We start from the raw sequence: 20,957 nt of genomic DNA, 5'->3' as shown, positions 1-20,957 counted from the left end.
TGAAAATGTCCGTGTTTCGCTGTGTGTTCGCAGGAACGCTGATGCTGGGCATTGCGGGCTGCGCCGCCATCCCCCAGCCCGCAGCGCCGCCCCCCGCCCCGCAACCCGTCGCCCCCGCCCCGACGCCCGCTCCGCTACCGACGCCGACGCTCGGGTGGGAAGACCGCGCCGTCGATCGCGGCGCATGGCGCTATGACGCCGCCAGCCGGACCGCCGCCTTTGTGCCGACGGGCAGCGCGAACCCGCTGCTGACGATGGCGTGCAGCGGCGGCAGCATCCGCATGACCTCGGCGCTCGCCGGCAATGTCAGCCTGCACACCAGCGCCGGCACCGACCAGATCCGCTTCGACGGCGGCAGCGCGAACTTGCCGAGCCGTGATCCCCGGCTCGACCGCATCGCCTTCAGCCGCGGTCGCTTCGCGCTCGAAACGCCGGGCGGCGGCGCGCTGACGCTGCCCGTCCAGTCGGAAATCGGCCGCGTGATCGAGGATTGCCGCTAGGCCGGAGCCTAGCCGCCCAATTGTACCGTCCCGCCCCTGATCCAGCCCCAGCGGCACGGGCCCTGATATTCGCGGGCGTTGGGCACCGACTTGCCGACGCCGCACATGTCGGGATCGGTGCCGGGACCGGCGAAAACGACGCCGAACCATGCGTCACTCTCGGCCGCCTCGCACAGCGACACGTTCGCGCCGCCGGCGAGCTTCGCCTTGACCGCGCGCGTTTCGTTCGGCGCCCAATAGACGTCGGTGCCGCCCGCCTTGACGCGGCTGATGCTCGAGCAGGCGGGCAGGCTCGGCCCTTCGGTGCCGATCATCACCGCGCGCGTCGCAAGCGGTTCGCCTGCAAGCGCGGGAGCATTGTCGGCGGGCGGCGCGGGCTGGCTGCACGCGGCGAGCGAAGCGAGAAGAAGGGCGGCGAGGGGAAGGGCGATACGATGTTTCATGCCCACGAAACTAGCCGCCGCGGCGCGGGGGCGCAACGCTCGTCGTCCCGGGCCCGAGAGCCGCATTTTCGCTTGGGTTTTGCGGCCTTCGACCCTATATAATCGATATGACAGACATGCCCGAAAACGGCGCGCCCGAAAGCGCCTCCAAACAGCCCAACACAAATGCCTATGGCGCCGATTCGATCAAGGTCCTGAAGGGTCTCGACGCGGTGCGAAAACGCCCGGGCATGTATATCGGCGACACCGACGACGGTTCGGGCCTGCATCACATGGTGTTCGAGGTTTCGGACAATGCGATCGACGAAGCGCTTGCGGGGCATTGCGACCTCGTCCTGATCACATTGAACAGCGACGGATCGGTCAGCGTCGAGGATAACGGCCGCGGCATCCCCACCGGCATCCACGCCGAAGAAGGCATTTCGGCGGCCGAGGTCATCATGACCCAGCTCCACGCGGGCGGGAAGTTCGAGAATACGAGCGACGATAATGCGTACAAGGTGTCGGGCGGCCTGCACGGCGTCGGCGTCTCGGTCGTCAACGCGCTTTCGGAATGGCTCGAGCTCACCATCTGGCGCGACGGCGAAGAGCATTGGATGCGCTTCGAGCATGGCGATTCGGTTTCGCCATTGAAGGTCAACGGCCCCGCGCCGGCTGGCAAGAAGGGCACGCGCGTGACCTTTCAGGCGTCGACCGAGACGTTCAAGAATGTCACCGAATTCGATTTCGAGAAGCTGGAGCACCGTTATCGCGAGCTCGCCTTCCTCAATTCGGGCGTCCGCATCAAGCTCGTCGACGCTCGCCACGCCGAGCATGAGACGCACGACCTGTTCTACGAGGGCGGGATCGCGGCGTTCGTCAAATATCTCGACCGCAACAAGACCCCGCTGCTGCCCGACCCGATCGCGATCAGCAGCGAGCGCGACGGCATCGGCATCGACGTCGCGCTGGAGTGGAACGACAGCTATTACGAGAATGTCCTCTGCTTCACGAACAACATCCCGCAGCGCGACGGCGGTACGCACCTGGCGGCCTTCCGCGCGGCGCTGACACGCACCTTGAACGGTTATGGCGACAAGTCGGGCATCCTCAAGAAAGAGAAGGTCTCGCTCACCGGCGAGGATATGCGCGAAGGGCTCACCGCGATCGTCTCGGTCAAGCTGCCCGATCCCAAATTCTCGTCGCAGACCAAGGACAAGCTCGTCTCGTCGGAAGTCCGCCAGCCGCTCGAAAGCCTGATGGCCGACCGGATGACCGAATGGCTCGAGGAAAATCCCGCCTATGCGAAGGCGGTGATCCAGAAGGTCATCGACGCCGCCGCGGCGCGCGAGGCCGCGAAAAAGGCGCGCGAACTGACGCGGCGCAAGGGGGCGATGGACATCGCCAGCCTGCCCGGCAAGCTCGCCGACTGCCAGGAACGCGACCCCAGCAAGTGTGAACTCTTCCTCGTCGAGGGCGATTCGGCAGGCGGGTCGGCGAAGCAGGGGCGCGACCGGCATGTGCAGGCGATCCTGCCGCTGAAGGGCAAGATTTTGAACGTCGAGCGTGCGCGTTTCGACCGCATCATCTCTTCAAAGGAAGTCGGCACGCTGATCCAGGCGCTCGGCACCGGCATCCGCGACGAATTCAACCTCGAAAAGCTTCGCTATCACAAGATCGTGATCATGACCGACGCCGACGTCGACGGCGCGCATATCCGCACGCTCCTGCTCACCTTCTTCTATCGCCAGATGCCCGAGATCATCGAGGGCGGTCATCTCTACATCGCCCAGCCGCCGCTCTACAAAGTCGCGAAGGGGCGGAGCGAGGTCTATCTCAAGGACGACACCGCGCTCGAAAACTATCTCGTCGACGGCGGCATCGATGCGCTGATGCTCGAAACCACGGGCGGCGCACGGTCGGGCGCTGACCTCCGCGACCTGATCGAACATGGCCGCCGTCTGCGCGCGCTGATGCGCTACGTCCCGCGCGGCCATAATTATGAGCTCGTTGAAGCCTTGGCGCTGAACGGCGCGCTCGATCCGGAGCTCGACAGCGCCGGACGCACCGCAGCGGGCGTGCGCGCGGCCGAATGGCTCAACGCGGCCGAACGCGCGCTGACCGGAGGCGCCGAAGCCAAATGGACGATCGTCGCGGTCGACGGAGGCTATACGCTCGAAAAGCGCTGGCGCGGGGTCAGCGACCATCATGCGATCGACGCCGCCTTCCTCGCCAGCCAAGAGGCCCGCCGCCTGCACAAGCTCGCGAGCGAACAGGCCGAAACCTACGCCCATCCCGCGCGGCTGGTGAAGGGCAGCAGCGCCGCGGCGCAGGCCGCCGACGCTGCTGCGCTCGCTGCCGCCGAGGCGGCCGAAGACGATGCCGAAGCGAGCGACAGCGATCTGCCGGCCGCTACCGCCGGCAAGGTCACGCCCATCACACGCCCCTCCGAACTGCTCGAAGCGATCTTTGCGCATAGCCGCAAGGGCCTCGCGATCAGCCGCTATAAGGGCCTGGGCGAGATGAATGCCGAGCAGTTGTGGGAAACCACGCTCGATCCGTCGAACCGTTCGCTGCTGCGGGTCGAGGCCGAACAGGCCGATGTCGCGCACGAAATCTTTGAACGGTTGATGGGCGACGAGGTCGAACCGCGGCGCGATTTCATCCAGACGAATGCGCTCTCGGTCGCGAATCTCGACGTCTGACCGTAAATTAGGTTCGATCTAACGCGCGGCGGCTTGTTTCGGCAGGCCGTCGCTGCTTTGGGCGCCTCACCAAAGAGGGAGAGGTGCCATGCGGGCTCTTGCAACCATGGTGATGCCGCTGATGCTCGTAGCGTCGGCCGCCGCGCAGGATAGCGATGCCGCGGCCATCGCGGGCGCCGCCGCCAGCGCGATCCCGCTCGCCTACCCGGAAACCGAAATCGACGGCGGTATGGCGAGCTATTACGGCAACGAGCTTGCCGGCAACCGCACCGCGAACGGCGAACGCTTCGACCCCGGCCAGCTTACCGCCGCACATCGCACGCTGCCTTTCGGCAGCAAGGTGCGCGTCACCAACATGTCGACGGGCGACAGCGTGATCGTCCGCATCAACGACCGGGGCCCCTTTGCCCACGGCCGCGTGATCGACGTCAGCCAGGCCGCCGCGCGCGAAATCGGCATGCATCGCAGCGGCACCGCGCGGGTGAAGCTGGCACTGCTGACCGACGATTAACGCGTCAGTCGAACACCGACCATCCCGCCGCATAGGCGAAATGTTCGAGCGCAGCCGCGCCCGCGAGCGACGTCCCCGCTTCGTTGAGCGCCGGCGACCAGACCGCGATCGATCCCTGCCCCGGCGCAATGCACAGGATGCCGCCGCCGACCCCGCTTTTGCCCGGCAGGCCGACGCGGAAGGCGAATTCGCCCGAATTGTCATAGTGACCGCACAGCATCATGACCGCATTGATGCGCCGCGCGCGGTGCGGGTCGATCAACTGCTCGCCCGTGAGCGGGTCGCGTCCCTCCATCGCGAGGAACAAGCCCGCCCGCGCCAGCTGGCGGCACGACAGGCAATCGCGCATTGGCGGAAATAGACCCCGACCACCGTCTCGACCGGATGCGAGAGATTGCCGAAGGCGTCCATGAAATGCGCGAGGCTGCGGTTGCGGGCGCCGGTTTCGGATTCGGAAAAGGCAACGTCGAAGTCGATCGCGACGCCGTCGTCGTCCGCGCGGGCGCGGATGAAATCGACGATCTCGTCGATCGTCGCATCGCCGCTGCGCCCGTCGATCAGCCGGTCGGTCGTGGCGATCGCGCCCGCGTTGATCAGCGGATTGCGCGGGATGCCCTGCTCGCTTTCGAGCTGAACGATCGAATTGAACGCCGACCCCGACGGCTCGCGCCCGACGCTGTCCCACAGTGAACTGCCTACGCGGCGGAGTGCGAGCGCGAGCGTGAAGACCTTCGACACCGACTGGATCGAGAAGGCTTCGTCGGCGTCGCCCGACGTATGGATCGTGCCATCCGGCAGCGCGAGTGCGAAGCCGAGCTTGTTCGGATCGACCTTTGCCAGCGCCGGGATATAGTCGGCGACACGGCCCTTCCCGAGGTGCGCCGCGGCCAGCGTCATCGCCTCGTCGATATGCTTTCTGAGGTTCTCCGTCATCGGGTTCGCCTAGCATAATCGCCGCGCAAAGCATGTATTTTCATTTTTCCAGAAATATTCTATAAAATAGAAATCAATTAGCCGAATCGGGAGACGAAGCATGGCCGACCATCCGCGTTCCAAGGGGCTTTCGAGTGCCGTCTGCTACAAGGACGCAAAAGCGGCATTTCGTTGGCTGGAAGAGGCGTTCGGTTTCGAGCCGACCTTCGTGTTGCTCGACGATCAAGGCAATCTGGCGCACAGCGAAATGGAATATGGCGCTTCGTCGATCATGGTCGGCAATGAATGGTCGGACGATCATCGCAGCCCCGCGAACCTTGGCGGCAAAAACACGCAAACGGTGCATGTCCAGCTGGGGCGCGGTGAAGATATCGACGCGCATTGCGAAAAGGCGCGCGCCGCCGGAGCCGATGTCATCGCCGAGCCCGAAACGCAATTTTACGGCGACCGCACATACCGCGCCAGGGATCCCGAGGGGCATATCTGGACCTTCGGCGTCACCGTCGAAGAGAAGACCGCCGACGAGTGGGATGCCGCGGGCGGCTTCACGACCAAGACGCGGCTCGACGATTGAGCGCGGCCCTCGACCGGATGTTGGGCGCGATCGCCGATCCGACCCGCCGGCGTGCGATCGAACTGCTGGGCGAGCGGCCGCGCAGCGCGGGCGAACTGGCGGGCGCGCTTGGCCTCGCCCCGCCGGCGATGAGCCGCCATTTGCGCGTGCTGAAGGAAGGCGGGCTGGTCGAGGACGGGCATCCCGCATTCGACGCGCGCGTGCGCATCTATCGGTTGAAGGACGGCGCGACGGGCGAGCTCAAGCAATGGCTTGCCGAGACCGAGGCGCTGTGGGTGCACCAGCTGGCGAGTTTCAAGCGCCATGTCGAAAGCGGGGAATGAGCGGGGCGGCGGTCATCGTCGCGCTGCGCGTTGCGGCGACTCCGCAAGCGGCGTTCACCGCCTTCACCCGCGACATCGGAAAATGGTGGCGGAGCCATCCGCTATTCCAGCTTTCGCGCAAGGGCGATGGCATGCTGCGCTTCGACCCTGCCGGGCCGGGCGGGCGGCTCGTTACGCGCTTCGACGATGGCGAGGAGTGGGAGATTGGCGCGGTGCGCCACTGGCTGCCGGGCGAACGGCTGGCCTTCGCCTGGCGCTTGCCGAGTTTCCAGAAGGGCCAGCTAACCGAGGTCGATGTGCGGTTCGAGGCGGTGGACGGCGAAACGCGCGTGACGGTCGAGCATCGCGGCTGGGATACCATCCCCCCAAGCCATGTCGCGCGGCACGGCTTTGAGCTGATGTTGTTTCAGCGGCGGCTGGGCGAATTTTGGCGGGGGTTACTGAAGCGAATGAGCGCGCAGCCTTGAATGACTATCGGCTATGGGGTGGAGCGCGGGCCCAACTGTGGGATCAGCCTACGCACGCCCTGGGTCCCCGCTTTTCGCGGGGATGACGAAAGTAGGAGGGTGTGCGACGGCTAACGCTCGCTTTCAGCCCCGACCCATATTCAATGCGCGCGATGCTCGCCCTTGACCCAGCGTACCGTGCCCGACGAGGCGCGCATCACGACCGTTTCGGTGGTCATCACGCCGTCGCGCCGCCGCTTGACGCCGCGCAGCAGCGAGCCGTCGGTGACGCCGGTCGCGGCAAAGATCACGTCGCCGCTGGCGAGGTCTTCGAGGTCATAGACGCGGTCGAGATCCTCGATGCCCCATTTCTTGGCGCGCCGCCGCTCGTCGTCGTTGCGGAAGAGGAGGCGGCCCTTGAACTGGCCGCCGACGCAGCGCAGCGCCGCCGCGGCGAGAACGCCCTCGGGCGCGCCGCCCGATCCCATGTAAATATCGATGTTGGTTTCAGGGTTGGTCGTCGCGATCACGCCCGCAACGTCGCCGTCGGGGATCAGCGCGACGCCGCAGCCGATCGCGCGCAGTTCGGCGATGATAGCCTCGTGGCGCGGGCGGTCGAGCACGCAGACGATGATCTGTTCGGGCTTGCAGCCCTTTTCGCGCGCTACCGCCTCGACATTCTCGCGCACGCTGTTGTCGAAATTGACGATGTTCGGCGAATAGCCCGCGCCGACCGCGAGCTTGTCCATATAGACGTCGGGGGCGTTGAGCAGACAGCCTTCCTCGGCGATCGCGAGCACTGCGAGCGCGTTCGGGCCGGCCTTCGCCGTGATCGTCGTGCCTTCGAGCGGGTCGACCGCGATGTCAATCTTCGGGCCCTTGCCCGGCGCATTGCCGACCTTTTCGCCGATATAAAGCATCGGTGCCTCGTCGCGTTCGCCTTCGCCGATGACGATCGTGCCGTCCATGTAAAGGGTGTTGAACGCGGTCCGCATCGCCTCGACCGCTGCGGCGTCGGCGGCCTTCTCGTCGCCGCGGCCGATCAGCTTCGCGGCGGCGATCGCCGCGGCTTCGGTGACGCGCACCATCTCGAGCACGAGCACCCGGTCGAGGTTGCTGCTATTCGTCATGTCCGCCACTCTCCGTCTTTACTTGTTCCGCCCGGTCGGCATGGTGGGCGCCATATGGTCGCCCGCGCCACTTGTCGAGAACGCTTCGCCCGATTCGGTGCCGCTTTCGCCATGAGCTGTGTCATCGCGATGACCGGCGCGATAACCGCGATGGTCCCTGCGGCCGCGCAGGTGCAGGGGCCGCCCGCGCCCCCGACGGCGCGCGACGCCGAAACCGCCGCGGCCCGGGCGAAGGAGATGGTCGATCCGATCCGGCGCTGTAAACCCGCCGAAGACGGGTCGATCAATGTGTGCGGTACGGACACCGAACGCCACCGCCTGACGCCCGAACTGCGCGCGATCGCGGGCGTCGGCCGCGAGGCGCCGCCCAAGCTGCCGCGCGCCGAGGCGCGCGCGATGAGCCTCGACAAGCTGCCCTATAACTGGATCTCGATCGGCGGCGGCTATCCGCCGGGCCCTGAATATAATGCGCTCTATGAAATGGCGAAGCGCGCGACCGATCCCGAAACGGGCAATCCGCCGCCGGCGGAAGAGGAACCTTAAAGCGCGAGGATCGGCATGTGCATCGGCGCGCCGACGACATGGTCCGACGCGCCGAGCACGCCGAGCGCCGCGTGGATTGCGCGCGCGGGGCCTTCGTGCGTCACGAGCACGATGACGACGCCCTCGCCGTCCTCGCTGCCGCGCTGGATCAGGCTTTCGATCGACACGCCCGCATCGCGCATCGCTGCGGCGATTTCGGCGAGGACGCCGATGCGGTCCTCGACGATCAGGCGGACATAATGTTTTCCGACGCGCGCCCCGGCATCGGCGGCGGGCGCGGCGTCGAGCGAGTCGACGGGCATCGCGAAGGCGGGGCCATATTCGTCGCGCGCGATGTCGATGATGTCGGCGACGATCGCGGAGGCGGTCGGCCCCGCGCCCGCGCCCGCGCCCTCGAAGAACAGGCGGCCGACAAAATTGCCCTCGGCGACGACAGCGTTCAATGCGCCGGGGACATAAGCGAGCGGGTGGTCGGCGGGGACAAGGCACGGCTGGACATGCTGGTAGAGGCCGCCCCCGTTTTCGGCGCTGTCGCGCTCGGCCATGCCGATCAGGCGGACGCGGTGGCCGAGTGCCTCGGCCTCGCGGATGTCGGCGGCGATCAGCCCGCGAATCCCGTCGGCGGTCACCGCGCCGATGTCGAGCCGGGTGCCGAAGCAGAGCGCGGCGAGGATCGACAATTTATGCGCGGCGTCGATGCCGTCGACGTCGAAGCTCGGATCGGCTTCGGCGTAACCCTCGGCCTGCGCAGCAGCGAGCGCGTCGGCGAAGCTCGCGCCGTTCCGCTCCATCTGCGTCAGGATATAATTGCAGGTACCGTTGAGGATGCCATAGACGCGCGCGATTTCGTTCGCCGACGCACCTTCGCGGATCGCCTTGATCACCGGGATGCCGCCCGCGACCGCAGCTTCATATTTCAGCGGCGTGTCCTTCGCCTCGGCGAGCTTCGCCAAGTCGAGCCCGTGATGCGCGATCATCGCCTTGTTCGCGGTGACGAGCGCCTTGCCCGCGCCGAGCGCGTGGCGCGCAAGGGTCAGCGCCGATCCGTCGGCGCCGCCGATCATCTCGACGACGACATCGACATCGTCGGCCGCGACGATCGCGTCCATGTCGTCTTCCCAGCGATAGGGGGACAGGTCGACGCCGCGGTCCTTGTGGCGGTCGCGTGCCGACACCGCGACGATTTCGATCGGGCGGCCCGCGCGCCGGGCGATCAGTTCGCGGTTCGCCTCGAGCAACCGCACGACGCCGCCGCCGACGACGCCGATTCCCGCGAGCGCGACGCGGAGCGGCGGGCGGGGAGCGGTCGGGGCGGAATAGGGCGACATGCGGGAACTCCATAAAAGCGCGGAGCCTCGCCCCGTCATCGCGAGCGCCCTATCGGCTTTTCCCGCCGAAACAAGGAAGCTTTTCTGTTTCCACGACGCGGAAACATACGGCACCGCCTGCTCCCGGCCTCCCCAGGTTGCTATCGTTGGGAGGGCGGGAGGGAGCGAGCCGGTGCCGCTTACGACGTCAGGCGGAGATAATCGATCAATCTACCGGCGGCTTGCGCGTCCGCGTGCATTCGCCGAGCGCGCCGAGGATGACGCCATAGTCCGATGCCGCCTTGCGCCGATCCTCGGGCGGGGTCCCCGCGAGCTTGTTCAGCGGGAGCTGGCGCGGCAAGCCGCAGGCGAGGCGGTACCAGGCGAGCGTATCGCGCGCGGGCACCGCCGCCGATCCATCGACGATCTCGCCGAACGCCGCCGCCCAGCGCCGTGACCCGTCGGCAGCGGTCAGCACGGTGAGCGACACGGGGTCGCCGGTTTCGGTGCTCAGGAACAATTGCGTCTCGCCTTCGCCGGGAAGCGTGCCCGGGACGTGAAAGCCGTTGGCGATGCCGGTGATCGCCGGCGGCGCGCCCGGCTTGACCAGCTCGGTGAGGATCGCGCGTAATTGCGCCTCGGTCGCCGGGTCCCACGGGAGCTGCGCGTCGGGGGCGATCAGGCGGACGCTTCCCGTGTTGTTCGTCCCTGCGCTTGCGCCCGCGACGGGGCGGGCAAAGAGCAGGACGGGCTGTTTCTTCTTCAGCTTCGGCGGCTTGCCCTTCGCATCGACTGGCAGGTCGACGAGATAGGAGATTCGCGCGGCGAGCGGGCCGCTACCGCGAATCAGGCTGACGACGTCGGCTTCGACGTAGATTCGGACATGACCCGCCGCGACTCCGGGCGCGCGCTCGGGTTTCAGGACCGTCGCCTCGCGGATACGCGCGTGCAACGCAATCGGCGCCTCGGTCGCCAGGTCGGCGATATCGGCATAGGTGTAAGGGCCTGCCGTCGCGGCGGTGGCCGGCGCCTGCATTGCAGAAACGCTTGGGATTCCAAAGCTCAAGGTCAATATGCCGGCGATAGCGGCCGGGTGAGGGAGGCGCATGATCGATCTACTTTCCATCATCTGTGACACCGGTATCGGCGCCTGAATCCCCATCATGGGACAAGGCACATTAACCCCTGATAAAGGGTTTGCGAATGTGCCGCCACCGCGATAGGACGGGCCGCGAAGCGTCCGGCGAAAACATAATAAGCCGGATGCAGCGCCGTCGGGTCTGTGGAAACGCATCGGAAATCATCCGGGCATTTGGCAACCGTCCCGAGGGTTGGGAATTGGTGTCAGGATGATCTAGCAAGGAGCGTCGTCCCTGAATGGCTTATGGTGATAATGTCGACCCTAAAAACAGGGTAGTGGCGATTGTCTTGGTTGGTCTGTTTACGGCAGTTCTGGGCTATGGCCTGGTGAACGGCCTGAATATCAGTATCGTCAAGAAGATCGCCGAAAAATTGGATGTGGTGGACGTCGAAGAGCCGCCGCCGCCGGAGGAGCCCCCGCCGCCGCCGCCGCCGGACAACAAGCTGCCGCCGCCGCCGCCGGTTGTGACGCCGCCGTCTCCGATTCCGCCGCCGGTGACGACCAACACGGTCCAGTCGGTGCCGAAAGCGCCGCCGACGCCGCCGCCGCCCGTCTTCACGCCGCCGGCTCCGCCGGCTCCGCCTCCGACGCCCGACCTCAGTCAAGCCGGTACGCCGCGTGGCAACCCGGGACGTTGGGCGACGAACGACGACTATCCGGCGCGTGCCATGCGTGAAGAACGCGAAGGCACGACGGGTTTCCGCGTGACCTATAATGCCGAGGGCCGCGTGACCTCTTGCGACGTCACGTCGTCGAGCGGCCACGCCGACCTCGATGCCGAAACCTGCAAGCTTATCCAGCGCCGCGGCCGGTTCAATCCGGGCAAGGACCGTGCGGGTAATCCGACGGGCGGCACTTACAGCAATCGTATCCGTTGGCAGATTCCGCGCTGATCGGCGCCGGACCACCTGTTTTCGATTTTGAATATTTTGAGAGGGAATTTCCTATATGTTTAATCTGATCGCAAATGCCGCCGCTGCGGCGCCGGCTGCCGCTCACGACGCAGGCATGAGCCTGATGCCCGCATCGATGTGCGTGAAGGAAGAAGGCACGAACCCCTACGGTCTCGTTCCCGCGCTCTGCGAAGGCGGTATCGTCTCGCAGGTCACCTTTCTTGTCCTGCTCATCATGTTCATCGGCACGCTTTACATCCTGTTCACCAAGCTCTTCGAACAGAATAAGGTGATCAACCAGGGCAAGGCGGTTGACGCCAACTTCTGGCGCGCGCCGACGCTCGCCGACGGCGCGTCGAAGCTTGAAAAGAACAGCGCCTATCGCCAGGTCGTCGAAGACGGCCTGCGCGCCAACGAAGAGCATAACAAGCTGACCGACCCCGTCGAAGCCCACGACTGGATGCACGGCACGCTCGAGCGTTCGCAGAACCACATCAACTCGAAGCTGAATTCGGGCCTCGCCTTCCTCGCGACCGTCGGTTCGACCGCGCCGTTCGTCGGTCTGTTCGGTACCGTTATCGGTATTCTTCGCGCCCTTGTGAAGATCGGTGCGTCGGGTCAGGCCTCGATCGACACCGTCGCCGGTCCGGTCGGTGAAGCGCTGATCATGACCGCTATCGGTCTGATCGTGGCGGTTCCCGCGGTGCTCGCGTTCAACTGGCTGCAGAGCCGCAACAAGTCGATCGCCCGTCGCCTGTCGACCTTCTCGAACGACGTGCTCGGCTCGATCATGTCGAACGGCCAGGTGAAGCCGGCGTCGCTCGCTCCGGCGAAGGCGACCGCTCCGGCCGCAGCGCCGAAGAAGGCCTGATTGGTTCCTGGATCCCGGCCTTCGCTATGCGGCGAAGGCCGGGTCCGCTGGACCGGGCGCAGCGCCGGTGGCGCGACCACCCAAGGGTCCATGACAGTAATTTTGTGACAGGATGCTAATCCTATGGCGATGAGTGTAGGCGACAAGGGCGGCGAAGACGCCCCGATGTCCGAAATCAACACGACCCCGCTCGTGGACATCATGCTTGTGTTGCTCATCATCTTCCTCATCACGGTTCCCGTGGTGCTGGAGACGGTGAACCTCAAGCTGCCCGACGTGGTCTTCGAGCCGACGACGACAAAGCCTGAAAATGTGCTGCTGTCGATCCGTTCGGCCGATACCGACGGTGATGGCGAGCCTAATGCGGACAGCAGCGCGTGCGAAGTTTACTGGGGCCAGACCCCGGTCGATTCGCGGCAACTGCTCGAGCGCGGACAGCAGAAGCTTGAAAAGCTGCTCGAAGATATCGGCGGGCCGCAGAACATCACCGAAGAGAACTTCCCCGAAGTGCATATCCGCGGCGACGTGAATACGCCGTACCAGTGCATCGGCGGCGTGATCTATACGATGCAATATGCCGGCTTCCAGAAGATCGGGTTCATTTCCGAACCGGCTCCTGGCTCGGGCACGGTGGGTCGCCTTTAAGGGCGGTCTTCCGTTTAGGAACGAAGGAATAATCGCATGTCCATGGCAGTTGGAGATCGGGACGAAAACGAACCGATGATGGACATGAACACGACGCCGCTTATCGACGTCATGCTCGTGCTCCTCATCATGTTCATCATCACCATCCCGGTCCAGACCCACGCGGTGAAGATCGACCTGCCGGTCCCGACCGACAGCCAGAGCAATGTCGACCCCGAAAAGAACAAGGTAATGATCGATCCCGCCGGGACGATCACCTGGAACGGGACGCCGGTCGATCTCGCTCAGCTGGCGCAGTATCTGGAACAGACCAAGGCGCTGCCGGTCGAACCCGAGCTGCAGGTCCAGCCCGATCCCTATGCGCGCTATATCGTCGTCGACAACGTTATGGCGGTGATCAAGCGTAGCGGCGTCGGCAAGCTCGGCTTCGTCGGCAACGAACAATATGCCCGCGTCTTCTGATTTCTGATCAGAGTCGTCAGGCAAAAATAGATGGGGCCGCGAAGCGATTCGCGGCCCTTTTCTTTTGCGCGCGATAGGCAGAAACCGCCGGGAACCGCCGCTGGCTGCTTCCTGCCCCAAAACCCACGTGGGGCGGCTGGCATACGATTGTCAGCTTGACGGGGCGCGCCGGTCGCAGCATCTCTCATCATCATGCCCCGGCTTTACAAGAGTTTCGCCGAATTCTGGCCCTTCTACCTGCGCGAGCACAGCAAGGCATCGACGCGTGCGCTGCATTATGTCGGGACCAGTCTGGTTATGCTGATCGGGATCGCGGCGGTGCTGAGTGGGCGCTGGGGCTGGCTCGTGGCGCTGCCGGTCGCCGGCTATTTCTTTGCCTGGGTCGCGCATTTTGCGGTCGAGAAAAACCGGCCGGCGACCTTCACCTATCCACTGTGGAGCCTCGCCGCGGACTTCAAGATGTGGGCGATGTGGTTTGGCGGGCGGCTCGGGCCCGAACTCGATCGCGCGGGAGTATCGCGGGAAAATCGATAAGACTGAGCGAAAGCACTCTCTGGCACTTGTTGCGAACCATTCTTAATTTGAAAGAGTTCGCCGCTGCTGGAGACGGGCCATGCCGACCGACCTGATCAAGACCTTCACCTATCTCTCGATCCATCTGACCATCGGATTCAGCGTCGCTTATGTGTTGACCGGATCGGTCGCGCTGGCGGGCGGGATCGCGATCATCGAGCCGTGCATCAATGCGGTCGCATTCTTCTTCCATGAAAAGGCGTGGAAGCGTTTTGCTACGCGGCGTAAGCTGCTTGCCGCCTGAGGACTCCGAGTCTTCGGCGCCGTTTCCGTCTCGCCCCCTCGAAGGAGATATGAGCATGACCGTCAATCGCGCATCCGCCCGCTACGAAGGTTTCGGCAAGGAGGGCAAGGGATCGATCACGACGAAGTCGGGCGTCCTGAATGCTCAGCCCTATGGTTTCGGCACGCGCTTTGAGGGCCAGCCGGGAACCAATCCCGAGGAGCTGATCGCGGCGGCGCACGCCGCCTGCTTCACCATGGCGCTGTCATTCGGGCTCGCGCGCGCGGGTTATTCGGGCGACTCCCTCGAGACGAGCGCCGCGGTGACGCTCGAGCAGCAGGACGGTGGCTTCACGATCACCAAGTCGGCGCTGACGCTGACCGGCAAGGTGCCGGGAATCGATGCCGACGAATTCGCGAAGATCGCTGAAGAGGCCGAGAAGAACTGTCCGGTGTCGAAGCTGCTCGACTGCGAGATAACGCTCGAACATAGCCTCGAAGGCTAAGCCGCATGGCGCAGCAGCGGCGGTAGCGCGTCGTCCATGAAGTCGAACGCGCCCTGCGCAGATGCAGGCAGTCGCCAGCGCTGGAGGACGCGGTGACGGCTGTGACCGATATGGCTTTCGATCAAGACTAGTTCGCGCGGGGTCCAGTTCCACGCGACCCGTACCGGGTCGAACAGATGCTTGCCATAGCCGAGCGTGACATGCGGGCGGAGTCCCGACCGGCGATACCAGGGTGCGATCCCGTGCGGCGCGAGCAACGCGACGAGCTCGTCATAAAGCTGGCGAACAGCGGCAACGCTTCCGACCGTGACGAGCTCGGCGCCCGCCCCCCTGCTGACGATCCGGCCAAAGGGTATGGAACTGGCTGCGGGCAAGCCGGCTTCGAATGCCCTGGCGACGTGTTGGCGCAGGAAGGGATTGGGAACCGACGTTTCATCGATCGTGCAGAGCGTGAGGTGATAATATTGCGGTTTCAGTCCTGCGAAGAGATCGCCCGAAACCGGCGGCAGTTGGCGAGCGAGCCAACCGGCGCGGTCGGGGGCAAGCTGAAAGCCCAGGAAATAGCGGAACATTGGCGACATGGCGATCCCTCCGAATCAGATCAATGTTCCTATTATGTTCTCATGTGTGCGGAGAGTCGAATCGTTCCCGCTATTCCTGTTCGATCGTCATCCGGGTGACGTGGATATAGGCTACCTGCCAGCTATCGCCGTGACGCCGGAATATGTCAGTGAAGCGGATACGGACGCGGAAGGGCTTGCCTGCCGAACGGCCCGACAGGATTGTCTCGGCGCTTGCAAGGCCCGCATCCTCGCCGAGCGGCAGCACGATCCTGTCCTTCAACATCACCGGATCATAATCATCGTCGGGCCCGGTCCAGCCGTCGATGAAGAAAGCCTTGCCATAGCGTTTACCGCTCCCGTCGATGAAGACGAGGTCGTCGGCGACCATGCGCTCGAGCGCGGCGCGATCCTGCGCGATCTGCGCGGCGTCGAAGGCATCGGCAAAACTGGCGAGATCGGCACCGGTGCCCACGGGCGCTTCGGCGGCGATGGCGGGCGGCGCCATGACGATAGCCAACAATATTGCCGTTGCGCCCCGCATAAAGTCCTCCGAACGTGCCGCAGCCAATATCCCGACATGATGTGCGCCGGCATAGGCGCGCCCGCAAGGGCCAAGTTGCGGACAGCACGATCTTTGCGGGGTGTTGGTTGCCGGGCGAAGATTCGGGCTTGATCTCAACTGTGGTTGAGCTTTCATAAGGCGGGCAGTTGATTTGCGAACGGAGCATTATTGCATGTTGCACTATCCCGCTGCCCCCACCGATTCCGGCGAAGCGTCCTTCGCCGCCGCCGCCGGGTTCCTCCCGCGCTACTTTGCGCGCATCGGCTATAGCGGCGCCGTGGCGCCGACATGGGAGGTGCTCGCTGCGCTGCAAGCCGCCCATATCGCCGCGATCCCGTTCGAGGCGATCGACGCGCTGACCGGTGCGGGGGTCGATATCGGCGCCGACGCGATCGATGCGAAGCTGATCGGCCAGCGGCGCGGCGGATATTGCTTCGAGCAGAACGGGCTTTTCCTTCGCGTCTTGCAGGCGATCGGCTTCGCTGCCGAAGGGTTGATTGGGCGCGTGCGCTGGATGCTCCCCGACGATGCGCCGCCGACGCCGCGCACGCATATGGTCGTGCGGGTGACGATCGAGGGCAGGTCGTGGCTCGTCGATGCCGGCTTCGGCGCGGCGGTGCCGCCGCAGCCGCTGGCGATGGACAGCGAAGACCCCCAGCCGACGCGACACGAAAGCTATCGCGTCGTGCGGCATGGCGCCGAATGGCAGGTCGCTGCGTTGATCGAGGAGGAATGGCGGACGCTCTACCGGATCGAGAATGTGGTGCCGCCCGCGATCGATTATGAAATCGGCAACTGGTACACCTCGGCGCATCCGGATTCGCATTTCCGTCACCAGCTGATCGCGGCGCGTACGACCGCCGAGGCGCGTTATGGCCTGCGCGACAACCGCCTGACGACGCGGCTTGCCGATGGGCGTCTCGACCGCCGCTATCTGGGTGCAGACGAGATCGAACGCGTTCTGGGCGAAATCTTCCTGCTGCCGGCGCGGCCGCACTGGCGCCCGGCGATCGAACGGGCGGCGACCGCGGAGATCGCCGCTAGTCGCACCGCGGCTTGACTCGCCGCCGCCAGGGCTCTCTCATGCTCCGACAACAAAACAGCAGGAGCGGAAGCCATGACCCTTGTTGCAGCGCAGCGGGTGTTCGAGCGCGTGAAGGTCGCGCCCCTGACGCCATCGATCGGTGCCGAGATTTCCGGGATCGATCTCGCCGACGAACAGGATGATGCGACGATCGCCGAAATCCGCGCGGCGCTGCTCGCGTACAAGGTGATCTTCTTTCGCGACCAGTTCATCACGCCCGAACAGCATATCGTCTTTGCGCGGCGCTTTGGGCCGCTCGAAATCCATCCCGCGACGCCGAAGGAGCAGCCGAACCCCGAAGTGCTGCATATCGCGCACGGGCCCGAGTCGCGCGGGCGGGAGAATTTCTGGCATTCGGACGTCACCTGGCGCGCAGAACCGTCGCTGGGGTCGATCCTGCGCGCGATTGAAGTGCCCGAGGTCGGCGGCGACACGCTGTTCGCCGACATGGCGGCGGCGTTCCGCGGCCTGTCGCCCGCGATGCAGGACTGGTGCCGCTCGCTGAGCGCGGTGCACGATATCGCGCGCGTCTTCGCCAAAAGGCTGGGGAAGAGCGCCCACGAATTGCACGAGCAATATCCGCCGCAGCTTCATCCGCTGGTGCGAACGCACCCCGAGACGGGCGAACAGGCGCTGTACGTCAACACCGCCTTCACCAGCCATATCGAAGGTGTGTCGGCGAAGGAAAGCGAGTGGCTGCTCGCGCATCTTTATGCGCAGGCGGCGGTGCCCGAAATCCAGTGCCGTTTCCGCTGGCGCGCGGGGTCGGTCGCCTTCTGGGACAATCGCGCCGCGCAGCATTATGCCGCGTCGGATTATTTTCCCGCGGTGCGGCGGATGGAACGGGTGACGATCGCGGGCGACCGGCCCTTCTATCGCGACGAACGCTGACGCGAGGATTTGATGAGCGAAAAGAAGGTCGTGCTGCTGTCCGGCGGCAATCCCCAGATCGCCAAAGGCTATGGCGACGCGCCGGTGCAGGCCTATATTGCCGCGATGCCGGGGTGGAAGTCGGCCGCCTGGGCGCGGCTCGACAAGTTGATCGAGAAGACGGTCCCGGGGGTCGCGAAAGCCGTCAAATGGAATTCGCCCTTCTATGGCCCGCCGGGGCAGGGCGAGGAGCCGACGCACTGGTTCATGAGCATCCATTGCTTCGACCGCTATATCAAGGTCGCTTTCTTTCGCGGTCAGTCGCTCGATCCCGTGCCGCCGGTCGCATCGAAAAGCGGCGACACGCGCTATTTTCATATCCATGAAGACGATCAGGTCGACGAGGCGGCATTCGTCGACTGGGTGAAACAGGCCGCGGCGCTGCCCGGCGAGAAGATGTGAGGGAGACGATGGCGACGGATCTGATCGATGCGAAGATAGCCGGGCTCGGCGACTGGCGCGGCGAGATGCTGGCGAAGCTGCGCGCGCTGATCCACGCCGCCGACCCGGATGTCGAAGAGACCGTGAAGTGGCAGAAGCCGTCGAACCCGGCGGGCGTGCCGGTGTGGGAACATGCCGGAATCCTGTGTACGGGCGAGACATATAAGGACAAGGTCAAGCTGACCTTTACCAAGGGCGCGGTGCTTGCTGACCCAGCAAGCCTGTTCAATTCGAGTCTCGATGGCAACACGCGGCGCGCGATCGATCTGTTCGAGGGTGACGACGTCGACGCGGCGGCGTTCAAGGCGCTGGTCCGCGCCGCAGTCGCGGCGAACCTGGAAAAGCCCGCTCGCCCAAAAAAGGGCTAGTCGCAGCCCGTCCCCTCCTTGCGCGCTGCCCAGGCGATTGCGCCGTCGACGACCTTCAGATGCACGGGGTCGGCCCATGCCTCGGCCTTGTGGCCGAGCGCCGAGTAGAAGATGCGCGCGCGGCCTTCGCAGCGCCACCAGATAAGGGCGTGGTGGCCCATCTCGAGCTTGGGCGTCAGCCGCATCCCGGTCTCGTCGAGCGAGGCGAGGATATGCGCGTCGGCGGCGGGCGGGGCGTCCCAGCTGTAATATTCGTCGGTCCAGCGCCAGCGGGCGGGCAAGTGGTGCGTCGCGGGATGGTTATGGTCGGCGACGATGAGATCGGCGGGCTGGAACTGGTCGCCGCCGCCGGGATGGCCGGTGAAGTTACCGTTGCCGCGCATCTTCACGAACCAGTCGGGATGGCTGCCGTCGCCCGCGCTGTGGAGGCCGACGAAGCCGCCGCCGTTGGCGACCCACGCCTGAAACGCGGCGCGTTGGTCCGGGGTATAGATATCGCCGCTGGCATTGGCGAAGACGATGACATCGAATTTGGCGAGGTCCCGCGGATTGAACACCGCGGCATTTTCGGTCGCGAAGCTGCTCCAGCCGCGCGCCTCCACCACCGATTCGATCGCGGGCACCGCTTCGGCGATGCTGTCATGGCGGTAGCCGTTCGTCTTGCTGACGATCAGCACGGCGGGGCCGTCCAGCGCAGGCAACGCGGGCGGGATGCTGTCGAATGTCGGCGCCGGGCGCCGCGGGTCGGGTGCCGCCTGCGCGGCACCCAGCGTCAGCAACAGCGCGGCGGCCAGCGTGGCGGCGGTGATCATTTGGGCTCTCCCGATATTATCGGGCACAGACTAATGACACCGGTGAACCTCCGCAAGCCGCCGTGGCGTCGCGCCCGTTAGCGGCAGCGCACGTCGTCGTTGCCGCTGCGTTCGATCGCGCGCCCGGCGACCGCGCCGCCGACCGCGCCCAGCACGGTGCCGAGCGTCTTCGAATCGCCCGGCGCAATGACGTTGCCCGCGATGCCGCCGACGACGCCGCCGACGATCAGGCCGGTCGAGCCGTCGTTGCGGCGGCAATAATATTTGCCGTCGCGGCCGCGATAGACGCGGTCGTTGTTCGACAGGCGGCGTTCGCGGTAACGGCGGTCGTTGCGGTAATAATTGTCGGCATAATAGCCGTCATAGCGCGGGTCGGGCCGGGCCGTCAGTCGATGATCCCATCTTTCCCCTCGGCCTTCAGCTTCGCGAGGCCGTCCTTCATCGCCGCGAGCACCTCAGGCGCGTGCGGGGTCCAGCTGGCGACTTCGCCGATGATGCGCAAGGGGGCGCGGCTGCGGTAGCTGCGCGTCGGGTTGCCGGGGAATTTCTGATCGGTGAGGTTGGGGTCGTCGAACCAGTCGCCGGTGGGCTCGACGATATAGATGCGCTCGCGCCCCGCACCTGCCGCGAGCTCGCAGCCCCAGATTGCGGATTCGAGCGCGGCGGAAAAATAGATCCACGACAGCGGCTTTTCGGTGCCGTAATTGCTGTTCCAGCCGGCGGCGAGCAGGTCGCCGGCGGCGAGGTCGGCGCGCGTGCCGTGATAGAAGGTCGCGCCCGCGTCGGGGCCATTGGCGTCGGGGCCGGTGGGCGTGTCGGTCATCGGCGTGCCTTGGCTCAATATTCGTTGCGCGTCGTGCGCAGCACGGCCTTGCCGTCCTGCCAGTTCACCTCGGCGGCGGGCTCGTCGGCCTTGCCCGGCGCGAAGAGTTCATAGACGATCATGCCGTCGTTCTGCGTGCTTTCGATGACGCGCGCGGGGATGAAGGCATCGGTCGCGGCGGCGGCCACCGCGCGCACCTCGGCGGGGGCGTCGGCCCAGGCGATGTCGCGCTGCATCTCGACCACCGTGTAGGCGCCCGCTTCCTCGATCAGGTCGAGCTCGACGGGGCTGCCGTCGGGGCGCATCCCCTCGACATCATAGAAGATCCTGCCGCCCCGTTCCTTGCGCTCGGCCTCGGCAATTTTCATGCCGGGCACGCGGGCGAGCACGGCATCGCGCACCCCCTGCGGCAGGTCGGCCTCGGCAATCTCGTCGATCTCGGCGGCGGGGCCGTCGTCGAGCACCGACTTTTCGGGCGCCGCACTTTCGGGCGTTGCGGGCGCCTCTGCCTTGCCGCACCCCGTTAGCGCCAGCATCGCGCTCGCAATCAACCAGGCCTGTCCACGCATCATCACTCTCCCATGAAGGCAAGGGAGGTCAGCCTATCGGGGACCCGGCAACGTGTCGAGGCGGTCGCGGCGGGTGGAAGTTGTCAAACTTGTCATTC

27 protein-coding genes and 2 pseudogenes are annotated in these 20,957 nt (G+C 65.4%); 18 read left to right on the top strand and 11 right to left on the bottom strand.

From position 1 onward, the window contains the following. Positions 1–5 precede the first annotated feature (5 nt). Complete coding sequence (locus VSX79_RS16510; protein ID WP_326913886.1) at positions 6–500, top strand: hypothetical protein; 495 nt, start codon at positions 6–8, stop codon at positions 498–500. Positions 501–508: 8 nt separating this feature from the next. On the opposite strand, the gene VSX79_RS16505 is transcribed toward VSX79_RS16510, so the two are convergent. Next, positions 509–943, bottom strand: a complete 435-nt coding sequence (locus tag VSX79_RS16505; RefSeq protein WP_179493449.1) for a hypothetical protein — start codon at positions 941–943, stop codon at positions 509–511. Between the two features lie 107 nt (positions 944–1,050). On the opposite strand from VSX79_RS16505, the gene gyrB reads away from it, so the two are divergent. Then, positions 1,051–3,627: a DNA topoisomerase (ATP-hydrolyzing) subunit B gene (gene gyrB, locus VSX79_RS16500; protein ID WP_179493450.1), complete on the top strand. Its 2,577-nt coding sequence runs from the start codon at positions 1,051–1,053 to the stop codon at positions 3,625–3,627. Between the two features lie 88 nt (positions 3,628–3,715). Next, positions 3,716–4,138 (top strand): septal ring lytic transglycosylase RlpA family protein, encoded by a 423-nt coding sequence (locus VSX79_RS16495; protein ID WP_179493451.1) that lies wholly within the window; start codon positions 3,716–3,718, stop codon positions 4,136–4,138. A gap of 4 nt (positions 4,139–4,142) precedes the next feature. Here the strand turns inward: VSX79_RS16495 and VSX79_RS16490 are convergent. After that, positions 4,143–5,071: pseudogene (locus tag VSX79_RS16490) on the bottom strand (glutaminase). Positions 5,072–5,171: 100 nt separating this feature from the next. On the opposite strand from VSX79_RS16490, the gene VSX79_RS16485 reads away from it, so the two are divergent. The 3 genes from VSX79_RS16485 to VSX79_RS16475 are packed head-to-tail and all read left to right on the top strand — an operon-like array spanning position 5,172 to position 6,435. Further along, positions 5,172–5,645, top strand: coding sequence for a VOC family protein (locus VSX79_RS16485; protein ID WP_179493453.1), 474 nt, complete (start codon positions 5,172–5,174; stop codon positions 5,643–5,645). Continuing rightward, positions 5,642–5,968 (top strand): ArsR/SmtB family transcription factor, encoded by a 327-nt coding sequence (locus tag VSX79_RS16480; protein WP_179493454.1) that lies wholly within the window; start codon positions 5,642–5,644, stop codon positions 5,966–5,968. Before VSX79_RS16485 ends, VSX79_RS16480 begins: the two co-directional genes overlap by 4 nt. Continuing rightward, complete coding sequence (locus VSX79_RS16475; protein ID WP_326913885.1) at positions 5,965–6,435, top strand: SRPBCC domain-containing protein; 471 nt, start codon at positions 5,965–5,967, stop codon at positions 6,433–6,435. The genes VSX79_RS16480 and VSX79_RS16475 overlap by 4 nt, the downstream gene beginning before the upstream one ends. 140 nt (positions 6,436–6,575) lie before the next feature. On the opposite strand, the gene glpX is transcribed toward VSX79_RS16475, so the two are convergent. After that, complete coding sequence (gene glpX, locus VSX79_RS16470) at positions 6,576–7,544, bottom strand: class II fructose-bisphosphatase (protein ID WP_326913884.1); 969 nt, start codon at positions 7,542–7,544, stop codon at positions 6,576–6,578. Between the two features lie 111 nt (positions 7,545–7,655). On the opposite strand from glpX, the gene VSX79_RS16465 reads away from it, so the two are divergent. Then, on the top strand, positions 7,656–8,087 hold the full coding sequence (locus tag VSX79_RS16465) for a hypothetical protein (RefSeq protein ID WP_257017961.1): 432 nt from the start codon (positions 7,656–7,658) through the stop codon (positions 8,085–8,087). On the opposite strand, the gene VSX79_RS16460 is transcribed toward VSX79_RS16465, so the two are convergent. Continuing rightward, the gene (locus VSX79_RS16460) at positions 8,084–9,415 is read right to left on the bottom strand and encodes a homoserine dehydrogenase (protein WP_179493458.1); all 1,332 of its coding nucleotides are present in this window, start codon (positions 9,413–9,415) and stop codon (positions 8,084–8,086) included. The two genes, VSX79_RS16465 and VSX79_RS16460, sit on opposite strands and share 4 nt — an antisense overlap. Positions 9,416–9,620: 205 nt before the next feature. Further along, positions 9,621–10,430, bottom strand: coding sequence for a hypothetical protein (locus tag VSX79_RS16455; protein ID WP_326913883.1), 810 nt, complete (start codon positions 10,428–10,430; stop codon positions 9,621–9,623). 341 nt (positions 10,431–10,771) lie between these two features. Here VSX79_RS16455 and VSX79_RS16450 point away from each other — a divergent pair, with 341 nt between their 5' ends. The 7 genes from VSX79_RS16450 to VSX79_RS16420 all read left to right on the top strand — a co-directional run bounded on the left by VSX79_RS16450 (position 10,772) and on the right by VSX79_RS16420 (position 14,707). Next, the gene (locus tag VSX79_RS16450) at positions 10,772–11,428 is read left to right on the top strand and encodes an energy transducer TonB (protein ID WP_179493460.1); all 657 of its coding nucleotides are present in this window, start codon (positions 10,772–10,774) and stop codon (positions 11,426–11,428) included. Between the two features lie 55 nt (positions 11,429–11,483). Continuing rightward, entirely contained in the window at positions 11,484–12,299 is an 816-nt protein-coding gene (locus tag VSX79_RS16445) for a MotA/TolQ/ExbB proton channel family protein (RefSeq protein WP_257017963.1), read from the top strand. A gap of 123 nt (positions 12,300–12,422) precedes the next feature. Continuing rightward, positions 12,423–12,944, top strand: a complete 522-nt coding sequence (locus VSX79_RS16440) for an ExbD/TolR family protein (RefSeq protein WP_179493461.1) — start codon at positions 12,423–12,425, stop codon at positions 12,942–12,944. Between the two features lie 36 nt (positions 12,945–12,980). Continuing rightward, entirely contained in the window at positions 12,981–13,406 is a 426-nt protein-coding gene (locus VSX79_RS16435; RefSeq protein WP_037555438.1) for an ExbD/TolR family protein, read from the top strand. Positions 13,407–13,598: 192 nt separating this feature from the next. After that, on the top strand, positions 13,599–13,940 hold the full coding sequence (locus tag VSX79_RS16430; RefSeq protein ID WP_179493462.1) for a DUF962 domain-containing protein: 342 nt from the start codon (positions 13,599–13,601) through the stop codon (positions 13,938–13,940). Between the two features lie 79 nt (positions 13,941–14,019). Further along, positions 14,020–14,223 carry a DUF2061 domain-containing protein gene (locus VSX79_RS16425; RefSeq protein WP_179493463.1) on the top strand — a complete coding sequence of 68 codons (204 nt, stop codon included), beginning with the start codon at positions 14,020–14,022 and terminating at the stop codon, positions 14,221–14,223. A 55-nt stretch (positions 14,224–14,278) separates the two neighbouring features. Next, complete coding sequence (locus VSX79_RS16420; RefSeq protein ID WP_179493464.1) at positions 14,279–14,707, top strand: OsmC family protein; 429 nt, start codon at positions 14,279–14,281, stop codon at positions 14,705–14,707. Here the strand turns inward: VSX79_RS16420 and VSX79_RS16415 are convergent. Both VSX79_RS16415 and VSX79_RS16410 read right to left on the bottom strand, forming a co-directional pair. Then, positions 14,704–15,288, bottom strand: a complete 585-nt coding sequence (locus tag VSX79_RS16415) for a 2'-5' RNA ligase family protein (RefSeq protein ID WP_326913882.1) — start codon at positions 15,286–15,288, stop codon at positions 14,704–14,706. The two genes, VSX79_RS16420 and VSX79_RS16415, sit on opposite strands and share 4 nt — an antisense overlap. Positions 15,289–15,358: 70 nt before the next feature. Then, entirely contained in the window at positions 15,359–15,775 is a 417-nt protein-coding gene (locus VSX79_RS16410; RefSeq protein WP_179493466.1) for a nuclear transport factor 2 family protein, read from the bottom strand. Between the two features lie 229 nt (positions 15,776–16,004). Between VSX79_RS16410 and VSX79_RS16405 the strand changes: the two genes are divergently transcribed. Genes VSX79_RS16405 through VSX79_RS16390 form a run of 4 tightly spaced genes read left to right on the top strand, consistent with a single transcriptional unit; the run spans position 16,005 to position 18,655 of the window. Then, the gene (locus VSX79_RS16405) at positions 16,005–16,892 is read left to right on the top strand and encodes an arylamine N-acetyltransferase family protein (RefSeq protein WP_179493467.1); all 888 of its coding nucleotides are present in this window, start codon (positions 16,005–16,007) and stop codon (positions 16,890–16,892) included. 57 nt (positions 16,893–16,949) lie between these two features. Further along, complete coding sequence (locus VSX79_RS16400; RefSeq protein ID WP_326913881.1) at positions 16,950–17,807, top strand: TauD/TfdA dioxygenase family protein; 858 nt, start codon at positions 16,950–16,952, stop codon at positions 17,805–17,807. Positions 17,808–17,819: 12 nt separating this feature from the next. Continuing rightward, complete coding sequence (locus tag VSX79_RS16395; RefSeq protein WP_179493469.1) at positions 17,820–18,248, top strand: DUF1801 domain-containing protein; 429 nt, start codon at positions 17,820–17,822, stop codon at positions 18,246–18,248. 8 nt (positions 18,249–18,256) lie between these two features. Then, on the top strand, positions 18,257–18,655 hold the full coding sequence (locus VSX79_RS16390) for a DUF1801 domain-containing protein (RefSeq protein WP_179493470.1): 399 nt from the start codon (positions 18,257–18,259) through the stop codon (positions 18,653–18,655). On the opposite strand, the gene VSX79_RS16385 is transcribed toward VSX79_RS16390, so the two are convergent. The 4 genes and pseudogenes from VSX79_RS16385 to VSX79_RS16370 all read right to left on the bottom strand — a co-directional run bounded on the left by VSX79_RS16385 (position 18,652) and on the right by VSX79_RS16370 (position 20,859). Beyond that, the gene (locus tag VSX79_RS16385; RefSeq protein WP_326913880.1) at positions 18,652–19,467 is read right to left on the bottom strand and encodes a ThuA domain-containing protein; all 816 of its coding nucleotides are present in this window, start codon (positions 19,465–19,467) and stop codon (positions 18,652–18,654) included. The two genes, VSX79_RS16390 and VSX79_RS16385, sit on opposite strands and share 4 nt — an antisense overlap. 77 nt (positions 19,468–19,544) lie before the next feature. Next, positions 19,545–19,847: pseudogene (locus tag VSX79_RS16380) on the bottom strand (glycine zipper 2TM domain-containing protein); the annotation flags it as partial. A gap of 5 nt (positions 19,848–19,852) precedes the next feature. Next, positions 19,853–20,290: an NAD(+)--rifampin ADP-ribosyltransferase gene (gene arr / locus VSX79_RS16375; protein WP_326913879.1), complete on the bottom strand. Its 438-nt coding sequence runs from the start codon at positions 20,288–20,290 to the stop codon at positions 19,853–19,855. Positions 20,291–20,304: 14 nt separating this feature from the next. Continuing rightward, complete coding sequence (locus VSX79_RS16370; protein ID WP_326913878.1) at positions 20,305–20,859, bottom strand: hypothetical protein; 555 nt, start codon at positions 20,857–20,859, stop codon at positions 20,305–20,307. Positions 20,860–20,957: the final 98 nt, after the last annotated feature.

The organism is Sphingopyxis chilensis (assembly GCF_035930445.1).
Taxonomy (GTDB): Bacteria; Pseudomonadota; Alphaproteobacteria; order Sphingomonadales; family Sphingomonadaceae; genus Sphingopyxis; species Sphingopyxis chilensis.
Note: the sequence above shows the minus strand (reverse complement) of the source record. Positions and strands in the feature narration are given on the sequence as shown.